Raw genomic sequence first — 14,334 nt, 5'->3', positions numbered from 1 at the left:
AAAATCTACAAAGATTTTTTATAATAATTTTTTCATTCTTTAATTAATAAAATGCTTCGCATTTTATTACTGCTCAGTATTATTGTTGTTATCATTACTTCCTTGCTCAACTTCTTTTGTAACTGTTATACTTATTGGCTCAACGTAGGATACAGTATAATCCCCATTGACTCCGCTGAAGGTTACTTTAGGTGTTACCTCAAAGGTTCCCTCTTCTTTATAGCTACTTAAATCTATAGAAGCCTTTAAATTATCAGCAACAACACTGCTTATTTCATCTTCATATCCTTTGATAGTAACCTTAATTAAATCTTTAGATGGTGTAATCTTTAAGCCTTTATTAGCACCACTTAAGCTATATTTAATACTAAAGTCCTTAGTAATCATACCAGCCAAGTTTACTTTTACACTAAGCATATCATCACCTTGAGCTACCATAACACCTTCTGGCAAAATTATTTTTAAATTAACCTCTTGAGAACTTGTTATTGAAGATAAATCTATTGGTGTTGTTTTAACTTCACCTATTGTATCAAGTATTTCCTTTGGACCTAAGATTTCAACTGTATTTCTACTGCTTTCTAAGGATCTTAATTTAACCCCAGTTGGTAATGTTCCTGTAGTTTCAACACTTACCTTCACTGATTTTCCTTTGCTAATCCTTACTTCTACCTTAGCAGTTTCTTGAGAAAGAGTAACACCTAATACTTTCTCTCCAGAATCATCTACAGGCTTTATTTCATAATCTCCAACTATGTCTTCACTTGCCCCTTCTTTGTTATCAACAACAACTAATTTACTTACTTTATTTATTGATGATTCTGCTCCGCTAACTTTAACCTCTTCTGGTGATATAATTGGTTCTGATGCAAAATATCCTTGCTTAGTTGTAACCTTGATATTTGAAATTACAGGAAGTGTTTTCTCAACCATATCTTCAATATTTAATTGTATAGTTAGTGTATTTGTATTTCTTATACTTACTGATATAGGAGAATCAACTATTGTAACTGGTACTTTATTGACTCCCTTTTTCCAAGCATACTCACTTAAATCTACTTGAAGCTTAAAATCACTTTTTTTAATTTTATTAATATCATTATTATTCCCTTCTACTTTTAAAGTAGCATATAATTCTTGATCAGGAGATAAAGCTAATTTAGAACTAGTTAGAGCATCTAAGTTTACTAATTCAACTGGTATTTTACTAATTTCAGTAGTTCTTATTTTGTTTTCTACATTAGTAACATATATCCATAAACCTATAGATAATAAGACACATATTATTGGAACTATTAACTTGTTTTTTTCCTTATTATCCATGACTTCACCTTCTCCCCAGCTGACTTAACTTTTTTCTTATCTTTATGCTCTATTAATTTAATTAGTACCATTCTTAATCTTTCTTTATCATAACCCCTAGTTAACTTACCATTTATGGCCAAAGAAACAATCCCCGTTTCTTCAGATACAATTATAATTATTGAGTCTGATATTTCTGATAACCCAATAGCAGCTCTATGTCTTGTACCAAGTTTCTTATTTATAGAAGTATTATTAGTCAAAGGTAAAACGCAACCTGAGGCCAATATTCTATCATTTCTAATTATAGTAGCACCATCATGAAGTGGTGTATTAACAACAAAAATATTTTCTAGTAAATTAGATGTTACCTTTGCATCTAAAATCGTTCCTGAGTTTAATATTTCTCCTAGTCTAGTTACCTTTTCTATTACTATTAATGCACCTGTTTTTGAAGCTGCTAAGTTATCAACAGCGTTAACTATTTCATTAACAGTTATATTTCTCTTTTCCACATCCTGCATACTATGAAGCTCTTCAAAAGCACTTCTACCTAAGTGTTCTAAAGCCCTTCTTATTTCTGGCTGAAAAATAATTACTACTGATAATAAACCTATAGTTAGTGTCTTATTTAAAATAAAATTGAGCATTTCAAGCTTTAATATATAACTTATTGGTATAAAAATTATCATAAAGATTATACCTTTAAGTAATTGTTCTGCTCTTGTTTCTTTTATTAATGAATATCCCTTATAAAAAATATAAGCCACCACTAATATGTCTAAAACTGCAAATATAGATATATTTTTCAATGTATTCATTATAAATGTACTTACTTCCTGCATCCATGTGGCCCCCAATCTTTGATATATATATAATTATACACCAATTCATTAAATCTTAGTATAAAGTCCACGGTCTTTTTTTAATTTTAATAATATTTTAAGAGTTTCTATAATATAAATTTATGTAAAGAAAATTTTTTAGGGGTGATTTTTTATGGTTCTACTTATAGCTATTTTAAAAAAGCATAAAACCTTAGTAATTTCAACTATTGCAGGTGTATTTATTATTTGTATTTCATTATTTTTATTAGTTTTTAATTCTAAAGATTTTAAGGCTAAAAGGGAGTTAACCCAAATTAGTAAAGAATTAAATAACATCAATTTATCTCTATCAGATAGTGTAGATGACTTAAGTATAGATACTTCAAAAGCTTCTTCTAATCTTTCTGAAGGTCTTACTTCATTAAAGGAATTATCTTTAAGAGTTTCAGAAGTAAATTCTACCTCTATTAAGAATTCTGAAATTAAAGATGCTTTATCTACTTCAGTAGATTCCACTATTAACTTATACGATACCTCTTTAAATTTAATAGCTAGTCCTGGTTCAATTAATAGTAATGACATATTAATTAATTTTGATGATTTAAAAAATCAATGTATAAGTAATTATGAAATCTTAAGTGCTAAGAATGTTAATGTTAGATTTTCTAACTCTACCTTGAGCTTTTTTAATAATTATTATGGTTATTTAAATACATTAGTGAAAATTAACAGAGACTCTCAATTTAAAGATTCTATAGAAAAAGAATTTGTATATAAACTAGAGGGCTTTAAAAGTGATTTTACCTACTTAAATGAAGATTTAACTCCAGCAATAAATAAGGTAAAAGAAGATAATAGGGACTTAGAAGTTATAATTGATGATATTTATAAAAAAGAAAAGTTATATGAGGATTTAGAAACAACTCTATCTAGAATATCAGTTCCTGAAGGTCGTATGGATACCTATGAAGCTTTAAAGGAATATTTAAATGCCTATAATCCTTACTTAATATCTATAAAAGAAGCTGTTATCCTAGATAAAACTAATGGTAATAAAGAAGAAGATATTAATAAAAAATATAAAGAAGCTTCATCAAAAAGAGAAAATCTTTTAACTACTTTTGAAGGCTTTATAAATAAATTAAATAAAATGTAGTATAACTTTCTCTCTTTTGGTAATAATAAATTTTGGATTATTTAGTTATCCAAAAGGAGGTTATTTATGAAAATATTAAGAAGCTTTATTTTATTAATAACCCTTTTATTTTCAGCAAATACTATAACATATGCCACTAGTAACGCATATAATCTAAAAAATAATAACATAAGTAAGAAATTGAATTTTGAATTAATAAATATGACTGATAATGATGTGGTAGAAGTTTTTAACCACAATGATAACTTAATTTACTTAACTGAAGAAGATGTAAATTTAATGGCCAAAATAGTCTATGCTGAAAGTAAAGGTGAGCCCTATGAGGGTAAGATTGCAGTTGCATCTGTTATTTTAAATAGGGTGCTTAGTCCAGGTTTTCCTAATACAATAAACGAAGTCATACTTCAACCTAATGCATTTTCTTGTGTAATTAATGGAGAAATTAATGTAACTCCTACTGAGGAATGCTATAATGCTGTGTATGATGCTATAAAGGGTAATGATCCAACTAATGAAGCTCTGTTCTTCTATAACCCTTCTATAGCAACTTGTTCATGGATGCAAGATGTTCAGAAAACAAATAGTAAAGCCATAGGGCAACACTTATTTTTCAACACATACTAACAAATGACTATGTTAGTTCCGATTAAAAATTAATAATTAAAATTTAATATTTTTAGATTGTAAGAAAATCCTCAGATAAATTTTTATCTGAGGATTTTTTTATCAAAAGTATATTTTATTCTAACTAAGACTAACCTAACATATTAAGTAGATTTATACTTTTTTATTCTTCAAAAGTTCCCTTAACTATTGCTTCTCCCTCTTTAACCATTAATTTTCCCATTGCTATTACAGTATCTATTTCTAAAGAATCTTCCTTTACTAATACTAAATCAGCATCTTTTCCTATTTCTATTGAACCTTTATTCTTTAGCTTTAATACCTTTGCTACATTCGAAGTAATTACTTTAAGCGCATCTTCTATTTCTATATTATATGTCTTAATACATTTCTTAACTTCTTCATAAAGACTTGCAACAGAGCATATTCCTACTTTAATCAATCTACCTTTTTCATCAAATATAGGCATACTTCCATTTCCATCTGAAGAGAAGGTTACATTTTCTACATTTGCTTTATTTTTTATTAATATACTTAAGCCCTCACTTGCTGATAATTCTCCTGGAGCTAGTTGATCTTCTGGTGTACTAGTTGTTAAATCTATATATCCACCTTTATTTATATATTCTTCTCCTGACTTAAATAAATCTCCATTTCTATTTATATGAGTAGGTAAAATTTGAGTTATTGGTAGTTCTGTTTCATCAGCTAATCTAAATAAATATCCAAGCTTTCTTGTTCCATCTCCTAAATGTATATTAGCTATACCTGCCTTTCCAGATAAAAGACCTCCAACTCTTGCTTGTGCTATAGCTTGAATTAATTGATCATAGGTAGCTTGAGAACTTCTTGTATCTGAAATAGCTAGTTCACCTATCCCTATTATCTTATCTATTAGCATAATATCCTTTTTTATCTCTCCTGTTAAAGTCTTTACAGGGATATCATATGATCCTGTATAGCAATAAGCAGTTATACCTTCTGCTTCTAGGGATTTCGTCTTAGCAATTAAACTTGCCATATCTCTACAGACTCCATCTGTTCCAATACATCCAACTACTGTAGTAATTCCTGCCTTTGTTAATGATGATAACTTTAGTTCTGGAGTTCTCATATTAAAGCCACCTTCTCCTCCAGCACCATTAATATGAACATGATTATCTATAAATCCTGGGAATAATAACTTCCCTTTTCCATCTATAACTTCTATATTAATAAAGTTTTCTGGTATATTTAAATCTTCATATATTCCTTCAATTTTATTTGATGATATTACTACGTCTTTAACACCTAAATATTTAGGCGCATATACTTTAACTTTCTTTATAACTTTTATCATACTCTATTGCCTCCTATGAACTTATAATCTCTTGAATTTTACTATTATTATAAATAGAATTTGGATAATTGTCTTTAAGCTTAAGGGCATAAGTTTTACTTTTTTCATTATTTCTATCTTTATAAATTAAGGCAGCTCTATAATAAGCTTCTTGTATGTAACTTCCACCTTCATATTCTTCTATATAAGAATCATAGTAATTAATAGCCTTATCTACATCATTTATATTTTCATAAGTAGATGCTAATAAAAACATGATATCATCTCTTAGATGGCTTTTTTCAGCACTTGGTAATATCTTTTCTAATACCGCCTTTGCTTCTTCTATCTTATTATCTTCATAATAACTAGATGCCTTTATATAACTTTCCTTAATTTCTTCTTCAGATAAAACTTCTATTTCCTGACCCTTGTCTTCTTTTTCTGAAGTTTCTTCTCTATTCTCATTATTAACTTCTTCATTATTGACATTTTTATCATTAGTTTGGTTGCTATTATTTTCATTATGAGAATTATTAACTTCTATATTATTTTGTACCTCTTCAGCTTTTATATTATCTTCATTATATTTATTATTACCCTTATCTTTAATAAAAATAGTTATAAATATACTTAGAATAATTAATAAAGCTACTGGAATAATTTTTTTCATTAAACTACTATCTTTTATTTCTAATGCACTATTTAACTCTTTATTTATTTCTTTAGCATATACATTAACTTTGTCTATTTCTATTAATTTGCTAAGATTCTCATGGCTTTTTAAGTAGTCACCCTTTCTTAAATAACAAATAGCTAAGTACTTATTTACATTAATTGAATTAAAGTCACTTTCTGTGCATAATACTAATAATTCTATAGCCTCATCTATTTCAAAGCTATTTATACATTCAACTGCCCTATTATACAAATCAAGTCTTTCATAATCCTTTTCTATATCTTTTAAATAAGATGAAGAAATATCATCATTATTAAAATGCCTATTTGTCTTAAAAAGAGCTACTGCCTCTTCTAAATCTCCCTTTAAATATAGAAGTAGTCCTTTTAAATTTAATAGCTTTGAATTAGATAAATCCCTACTTATTCCCATCTCACATATATCTATAGCTTTATCTATATAACCATTATTATATAATTTCAATGCCTTTTCATAAGTTCTATTCTCTCTATTTTTCATCCATATACCTCTATTAGTAATAATTATCTACAATTACTTTTACTTTATAATTATCGTACCACAGCCTAAAAGCTTTTGTACACACTGTGAAAAATGTACAGCATTTTTTAAATGTATAATGCATAATTGATAATGCGTAATTAAGGAAATTTGATCTTTGAAATTGAATAATACGGTATTTAAAGCCTCTATACAAATTATAGCTTATTTAGTATATAATTAAATTATTTTAGTTGCTTATCTATTAAACTCCACGTTAAATTTATAATTTGTGAATATGGAGGTTGTTAAATGTTAAAAAAGGAAGATATGCCAATATGTGCTGTGGCAACAACCGTTCAGATAATCGGTAGCAAATGGAAACTTCTTATTATTAGAGATTTATTAGAAGGACCTAAGCGACCATCTGAATTAAAAAAATCTTTAGTAGGTATCTCTCAAAAAGTACTGACATCATCTTTAAAATCAATGATTGAGGATGGCATAGTCGAAAGAATAGATTATGAGGAAATTCCTCCGCGTGTAGATTACAAACTAACACCACTAGGCGACAGTTTAAAACCAGTTATTTTAATAATGGAGCAATGGGGAAATTGGTATAAAAAGCAACTATAAAAGTAGGCACAAAAAAGTGCCTACTTTCCTATATAGTAACAATAATTTATAATGTGAACTGTAAAAATTATGATGAGAGGATAATTATATGAAAAATAAAATTGACATTAATAAAGAAAATTTTGAAGCAGTTCATACAGCAATTGAAAATGCTATGCTAGGTGGTGAAGAAGTATTAAGAGTTGTTAAATCTGAAAAAATATTAGAATTTGATGAAAATACTTATGCAAAATTAAAGAATCTTAATTTTCATAATGGTGTTATTGAAGTAAAAATGCTGAGCTTACTTTTATCTGATGCACCAGATTATGCAAGAGGATTTATTGGTATTGCTTTTAGAATAAATGATGATGATACAAAATTTGAGTCATTTTATGTTAGACCAACAAACGGTAGAAAGTGTAGTGATTCTATAAGAAAATGCCACGGGTGTCAATATTTTTCTTACCCTAAATATACATTTGCCTATTTTAGAGAGAATAACATTTCAAAATATGAAGCACCAGTTGATATAGATTTAAATGAATGGATAGATTTAAAAGCAATTATTGAAGGAAGTCATGCTGAGTTTTATGTTAATAATAGCAAAGATCCAATCCTTGTTGTTGATGATATGAAGCTGGGTACTAGCCAAAAAGGATCAATTGGTTTCTTTGTTGACATAGGTACAGAAGCATTCTTTAAAGATTTAAAAATTACTGTTAATGATTAAATTCTTATATATAAATTTCAATTTATATAATAAATTAAATATTAAACTTACAAGAATACCGTATTATTCAAAAAAACTAATATATGATATTTTTTTAACTCAACATCGCAATCAAGCCAACTCATATTACAAAACTCTTTTTATTCAAAAATCCCTAAGGTTTTTTTCCTTAATTTTTAATTTTTCATTTTAATCGTTGAATTACTAGCAAAGATAAATATAATATGTGAAATAAGCATATGGCGAAATTTTAGCAGTTTTTACGATCCTAGAACTTCTTTTTGCAGCCATCTGTCTTATGGAGCATATTCTATTTATCTTTGCAGTTATATTCACACTTTAAATGAAAAAGGACTGCTTTCGCAGTCCTTCATACTATTCTTGTTCTAATATTATCTTCTTAGCAGTTAAGATTGATGTAGCGCTCATTGAGAACTCATCTAATCCATATTCAACTAATGTTGGGATAGCAGTTTCGTCTCCTGCCATTTCTCCACACATTCCTACCCACTTGCCGTGCTTGTGAGCTCCATCTATAGTCATCTTGATTAATCTTAATACAGCTGGATGCATTGGGTTGTAAAGGTATGATACCTTTTCACTCATTCTGTCAGCAGCTAATGTATATTGGATTAAGTCATTTGTTCCTATAGAGAAGAAGTCTACGTGCTTAGCTAATTCATCAGCGTAAACAGCTGCAGCAGGAATTTCTACCATTATACCCCATTGGATTTTTTCTGAGTATTCTTTTCCTTCTGCCTTTAATTCTGCTTTACATTCTTCAACGAATTCTTTAGCAGCTTGGAATTCTTCTAAGCCTGAAATCATTGGGAACATAACAGCTAGGTTTCCATATACAGAAGCTCTTAATAAAGCTCTGATTTGAACCTTGAATATGTCTTTTCTATCTAAACATAATCTTATTGCTCTATATCCTAAGAATGGGTTCATTTCTTGTGGTAATGGTAAGTATGGTAGAGTCTTATCTCCACCGATATCAAGTGTTCTTATAACAACTTGCTTTCCATCCATTATTTCAAGAACTTTCTTATATGCTTCGAATTGCTCTTCTTCAGTTGGAGCAGAATCTCTATCCATATATAAGAATTCAGTTCTGAATAATCCAACACCGTCTCCACCATTTGCAACTACTGCTTCAGCATCTGCAGGTGATCCTATGTTTCCACAAACTTCAACTCTTCTTCCTGATTTAGTAACTGTTTTAACAGATATTAATTTCTTTAATTCTTCTTGTTCTGCTAAGAATTTTTCTCTCTTTGCAGTATATTCATCTATAACTGATTGCTCAGGATTTATTATACATATTCCTTCGATACCATCAACTATAACCATATCTCCATTTTTAACAGATGTTGTTATATCCTTTAATCCAACTATTGCAGGAATTTCTAATGTTCTTGCCATAATAGCAGAGTGAGAAGTTCTTCCTCCAATGTTAGTTAAGAAACCAGTTACTTTACTTCTATCTAATTGAGCTGTATCTGATGGAGTTAAGTCGTGAGCTACAACTACAGTATTAGCTTCTGTAATTGCAAAAGCATCTCCGCCTTTTCCTGCTAAATTAGAGATAATTCTCTTAGAAACGTCTTTTATATCAGCAGCTCTTTCCTTCATATATTCATCTTCCATAGAGTCAAATATCATTACAAAGGTATTTGTAACGCTTTCAACAGCCTTCATAGCATTTATGCTATTTGTTTCAATTTCTAATAGCATTCCGCCAGTAAATTCTGGATCATCTAATAAAGTTAAGTGAGCTTCAAACACTTGCGCTTCATGTTCACCAATTTCTTCTAATGCCTTATCTCTTATTTTTTCTAATTGAACCTTAGATTGAGCTAAAGCTTTATTTAAAATTTCTTTTTCAGCCGCAATATCAGAAACCTTTGCATCTGTTATTACTATTTCTTCGTGTTCTTGTAAAAATACTTTACCTATTGCATAACCCTTAGAAGCAGCTATACCTTTTTTCATTATTGAGATTCCTCCTTAAATAGCTATAAATTCAAACTATGAATTTAATAGAACGTACTTTATCTATTTTAAAATTACAACTACAATGTATTATAACATATTTTTTCTTTATGTTAATAAAAATACACACAATTTTTATTATTTTCTATCATCCATTTTATTCATATTCATCTTTTTAAGAATTATTTATATTTTAATAAAATTCTGTTAAAAAACATTTACATTTTATGTATTCACTATGATTATAAAAAAAATTCATTTTACAATTTTAATCTTCATTTAATATAAACTATAAATTTTATTGATACATTTAACCTTTAATTAATATAGTTTATGTGACAAATAGTATATTAAGCATAAAATTTATAACATTAATATTTTATTTTTATCTTTATTCTAATTTAAAAACTTAGCTTTATTTTCATAATATAATAATTTTCAAACTTGCTATCTTTCAAGACAAAATATGAGGATGCTCAAACAAAACACCCCCATTAATTTATATATTTAATATTTTTCTTTACTAAATATTATAGATCATCTATAAGTGCTCCTGCTTTTGCATAAGCAGTAGATTTTGCTTCAAAGAAATCTGTTTTAACTGAATTAGCATCAGATAATATATCAACCCAAGCTGCTGGATTTTTATCATAGCCTTCATATATTTCTTCTAATCCTATAGCTCTCATTCTTATATTACCTAGATACTTTATATAATCTTCAATTAACTTTTTATTTATACCTTGGATATTGTCTCCTATTACATAATGTCCCCAAGCTATTTCATGATTAACAGCTGTTTTCATCATTTCTTTTAGCTCACTTTTTAATTCTTCTGTAAATATATCTGCCTCTTCTAATTGTAACTCTTTAAGAATATTTCTAAATAACCAAAGATGAGTATTTTCATCTCTATTTATATATCTAATTTCTTGTGCTGAGCCAGGCATCTTACCGTTTCTTTCTAAATTATAGAAGAACATAAATCCTGAGTAGAAGTATATACCTTCTAAAATATAGTTTGCCATAGCTGTTTTAACTAAGTTTTCCTTAGTTGGGGATTCAATAAAGTTATTATATAGATCACCTATAAACTTATTTCTTTCTAATAATCTCTTATCATCTTTCCATTGATATAGTATTTCATTTCTTTTCTCTGGAGAGCAAATACTATCTAACATATAACTATAACTTTGTGAGTGAACAGCTTCTTGGAAAGCTTGAATAGTTAAACATAAGTTTACTTCACTCGCAGTTATATAGTTATTTATATTTGATAAGTTTGCTGTTTGTATAGAGTCTAAAAATATTAAGAAAGAAAGTATCTTATCATAAGCTGTTCTTTCCTCAATTGTTAACTTATTATAATCCTTTAAGTCTTGAGCTAAATTTATTTCTTCTGGTATCCAAAAGTTATTCATTGCTTGCCTATACCAATCAGATACCCAGTTATATTTCATATTATTAAAATCATTTAAGTTGGTAGTATTACCATTTATCATCCTTTTTTTAGATGTTTCTATATCCCCAAATTCGTTAAATAGAGGCTTTTTATTTACAATCATATTTACCCTCCAAAGCTTTCATATTTTATACCATCGCTACCATTGCTAACACTCCCACCTTCTATAAATGGAAACTAAGCACTGCTACGCGCCTGGATTAGTTATTCTATGCTGAGCAGCTTTCACAATCACTTACTGTTAAAGATTTTGATCTTACATAGTATATTGATTTCACTCCTACTTTACATGCTTCTATATATAAATTCATTATTTGTCTCATAGTATAATTTGTTGTTATATATAAATTAAAGGATTGACCTTGATCTATATGTCTTTGTCTTATTCCATTAATTTGTACACACCATTTTTGATCTATATTATAAGCTGAATTATAATACCAATAATTTTCATCATTTAAATTAGGTGCAGTCTTAGGGATTATACTTCCCTTCTTTTCTTCAAGCCAGAACCTAGCCATTACTGGATCTACACCTTCTGAAGTTCCTGCTATAGTAGCTGTTGATCCATTAGGTGCTACAGCCATTAAATATCCATTTCTCATTCCATAAGTGTTTACTTCTTCTCTTAAATCTTGCCACTTTTTAGAGTTATATCCTCTAAGATTGAAGTAATCACCGTTTTGCCAATCTGAACCTTCGAAACATGAGTATCTGCCTTTTTCCTTAGCTATATTCATACTTGCTTTTATTGCATGATAATTTATTCTTTCATATACATCATCTGCAAAATCCTTATGTTCATCAGCTGTCCAATGTATTAAATTATTTGCAAGCATATGATGATATCCACTAGTCCCAAGGCCGATAGCTCTATATTTCTTATTTGTAACCTCAGCAAATGGAACTGAATAGTAGTTTAAGTCTATAACATTATCCATTGCTCTAATTTGTGTTTCTACTACATATCCAAGTTCTTCATCATTTTTAACTTCTACATTTCCTAAAACTACTGAAGATAGGTTACATACTACAAAGTCTCCTGCTTTAATTCTTTCAACAATAACCTTATCTCCATTTTCATCAATAATCTCTGACTTCTCTATATCCATACTACTCATATTTTGCATTATTTCAGTACATAGATTTGATGAATATATCATACCTTTATGTTTGTTTGGATTCATTTTATTTACTGAATCTCTATAGAAAGCAAAAGGTGTCCCTGTTTCTGCTGCACTCTTTATTATAAGCCTTACTATATCCTTAACAGGCATTGATCTTTTGCTAATATTATCATCATTTACACATTCTAAATATCTTCTTTCCCACTCTTCTCCATAGAAATCCTCTAATGAATATCCCTTAGCTAATCTTATCTCATGTGGACACATCATATACCAGTTTGCATCTATATCATTTTCTGCAAGCTTCCAGAATAAATCTGGGTAACATATCCCTGGGAAAACATCATGTGCTTTCTTTCTATCATCACCATTATTAGTTTTTAACTGTAGGAATTCTGGTAAATCTTTATGCCACGCATCAAGCCATATTGCAACTGATCCATTTCTAACTCCAAGCTGATCTACGGCTATGGCAGTATCATTAAACAGCTTAATCCAAGGTATTACCCCTCCTGATGCTCCTTTAAACCCTCTGATTGGTGATTCTAAGGCTCTTACCTTACCTACGTATATTCCCATTCCGCCACCAAACTTAGATACTTCTGCAAAGTTATCTAGAGATTTATATATACCCTTTAAGCTATCATCAACAGTATCTATAAAACATGAACTTAATTGATAAAATGGTTTTCTTGCATTTGACATTGTTGGAGTTGCCATTGTTGCTTTAAGAGAACTTAAAACATCATAGAATCTCTTAGCCCACTCTACTCTCTTTTCTTTTTTCTCAGGTACAGCTAGGTGCATAGCGATTCCCATAAACATTTGCTGTGGTAACTCTAACTTACTTCTATCATAATCCTGAATTAAATATCTCTTTGCCAAAAGATTAATTCCACTGTATGTAAACAAGAAATCTCTTTCTGGCTTTATTTCTTTTTCTAATTCTAGAACCTCTTCCTTAGAGTAATTTTCAAGAATATACTTGCCATATAGACCTTTATCAGTTAATTCTGCTATAAATTCATAAAGAGATCCATATAAATTATCATCTGAAGTTAATCCCCTATTTCTTCTTACCTCATCATAAAGTTTATATATGTATAACCTTTCAGCTGCTACTTGCCACTTAGGCTCCATATCTGTAGTTAATTCTAATGATACTTGAATAAGAGAATCCCTTATTTCTTCATCTGTCATATTTGGTCTAACTATATGATTTAATGCTTCTAAAAGCCTTTCTTCATTATAAATTTCTTTACTCTCATTTATCCCAATTAAAGCATTACTGCAAATATCTAATAAATCCATGTCGTTCCCCTTCCACTACATATAGTGTATATATTTATACTATGTATAAATATATACACAACATATAGACATTATAAGTTCTATTCTACATAAAGTAAAATTGAGGAATTAATCAATAGATTAAAAATGCTCAAATAAAATGGAGATATCTTTTAATATCTCCCTTTTTCACTTCAAAGAATATTTCTTTAGTAATATTTATTATTTCTCAGTAATTATACACTTCAAGTATTACTTTTTAAGATTTTCTACCCATTCTTCTTCTTTAAAACCTACTAGTACTGTATCTTCTTTTACTAATATAGGTCTCTTTACTAACATCCCATTTGTAGCTAATATATCTAATAGCTCATCTTCTGGTAAAGTCTTCACTTTATCCTTTAGTTGCATTTCTCTATAAAGTACTCCAGAAGTATTGAAGAACTTATTTATTTTTAATCCACTTTTATCAAGCCAAGTTTTTAATTCTTCCTTACTTGGATTTTCTTCTGCTATATGTCTATCTATAAATTCCACATTATTTTCTTGTAAGAACTTCTTAGCTCTTCTACATGTAGTACATTTCGGATATTCCACAAATAAAACTGACATTATATCACTCCTTAATTATAATTATTATTTAATTACTTCTATTATATATATCTTTCAATTAATAATCTACATAAAAATAATTTTGTAAAATTGAAA

Annotated in this window: 12 protein-coding genes; 4 read left to right on the top strand and 8 right to left on the bottom strand. The window is 28.6% G+C overall.

Translation table 11 applies throughout. The annotated features are described in order from the left end of the window. Positions 1-66: 66 nt before the first annotated feature. Both E5347_RS09940 and cdaA read right to left on the bottom strand, forming a co-directional pair. Complete coding sequence (locus E5347_RS09940) at positions 67-1,323, bottom strand: CdaR family protein (RefSeq protein WP_136006940.1); 1,257 nt, start codon at positions 1,321-1,323, stop codon at positions 67-69. Continuing rightward, a complete protein-coding gene (cdaA, locus tag E5347_RS09935; protein ID WP_136006938.1) occupies positions 1,296-2,147 on the bottom strand; it encodes a diadenylate cyclase CdaA in 852 nt (283 codons plus the stop codon). The genes E5347_RS09940 and cdaA overlap by 28 nt, the downstream gene beginning before the upstream one ends. 154 nt (positions 2,148-2,301) lie before the next feature. On the opposite strand from cdaA, the gene E5347_RS09930 reads away from it, so the two are divergent. Beyond that, positions 2,302-3,285, top strand: a complete 984-nt coding sequence (locus E5347_RS09930) for a hypothetical protein (RefSeq protein WP_136006937.1) — start codon at positions 2,302-2,304, stop codon at positions 3,283-3,285. A gap of 66 nt (positions 3,286-3,351) precedes the next feature. After that, positions 3,352-3,909 (top strand): cell wall hydrolase, encoded by a 558-nt coding sequence (locus E5347_RS09925; protein WP_136006935.1) that lies wholly within the window; start codon positions 3,352-3,354, stop codon positions 3,907-3,909. A 163-nt stretch (positions 3,910-4,072) separates the two neighbouring features. On the opposite strand, the gene iadA is transcribed toward E5347_RS09925, so the two are convergent. Next, positions 4,073-5,248: a beta-aspartyl-peptidase gene (iadA, locus tag E5347_RS09920; RefSeq protein ID WP_136006933.1), complete on the bottom strand. Its 1,176-nt coding sequence runs from the start codon at positions 5,246-5,248 to the stop codon at positions 4,073-4,075. 13 nt (positions 5,249-5,261) lie between these two features. Beyond that, on the bottom strand, positions 5,262-6,425 hold the full coding sequence (locus E5347_RS09915; RefSeq protein ID WP_136006932.1) for a tetratricopeptide repeat protein: 1,164 nt from the start codon (positions 6,423-6,425) through the stop codon (positions 5,262-5,264). 291 nt (positions 6,426-6,716) lie between these two features. Here E5347_RS09915 and E5347_RS09910 point away from each other — a divergent pair, with 291 nt between their 5' ends. Both E5347_RS09910 and E5347_RS09905 read left to right on the top strand, forming a co-directional pair. Further along, positions 6,717-7,040: a winged helix-turn-helix transcriptional regulator gene (locus E5347_RS09910; RefSeq protein ID WP_136006930.1), complete on the top strand. Its 324-nt coding sequence runs from the start codon at positions 6,717-6,719 to the stop codon at positions 7,038-7,040. Positions 7,041-7,128: 88 nt separating this feature from the next. Continuing rightward, complete coding sequence (locus E5347_RS09905) at positions 7,129-7,752, top strand: hypothetical protein (RefSeq protein WP_207670473.1); 624 nt, start codon at positions 7,129-7,131, stop codon at positions 7,750-7,752. A 375-nt stretch (positions 7,753-8,127) separates the two neighbouring features. Here the strand turns inward: E5347_RS09905 and ptsP are convergent, their stop codons facing one another. The 4 genes from ptsP to E5347_RS09885 all read right to left on the bottom strand — a co-directional run bounded on the left by ptsP (position 8,128) and on the right by E5347_RS09885 (position 14,238). Further along, complete coding sequence (ptsP, locus tag E5347_RS09900) at positions 8,128-9,747, bottom strand: phosphoenolpyruvate--protein phosphotransferase (protein ID WP_136006928.1); 1,620 nt, start codon at positions 9,745-9,747, stop codon at positions 8,128-8,130. A gap of 530 nt (positions 9,748-10,277) precedes the next feature. Then, entirely contained in the window at positions 10,278-11,312 is a 1,035-nt protein-coding gene (locus E5347_RS09895; protein WP_136006926.1) for a ribonucleotide-diphosphate reductase subunit beta, read from the bottom strand. A gap of 106 nt (positions 11,313-11,418) precedes the next feature. Then, positions 11,419-13,647, bottom strand: coding sequence for a ribonucleoside-diphosphate reductase subunit alpha (locus E5347_RS09890; protein WP_136006924.1), 2,229 nt, complete (start codon positions 13,645-13,647; stop codon positions 11,419-11,421). 231 nt (positions 13,648-13,878) lie between these two features. Next, on the bottom strand, positions 13,879-14,238 hold the full coding sequence (locus E5347_RS09885) for an arsenate reductase family protein (RefSeq protein ID WP_136006922.1): 360 nt from the start codon (positions 14,236-14,238) through the stop codon (positions 13,879-13,881). Between the last annotated feature and the right edge of the window lie 96 nt (positions 14,239-14,334).

This window comes from Clostridium sartagoforme, from assembly GCF_004794105.1.
In the GTDB taxonomy this organism is placed as follows: Bacteria; Bacillota; Clostridia; order Clostridiales; family Clostridiaceae; genus Clostridium; species Clostridium sartagoforme_B.
The sequence above is the reverse complement of the archived record's forward strand: the minus strand, read 5'-3'. Positions and strand labels throughout refer to the sequence as shown.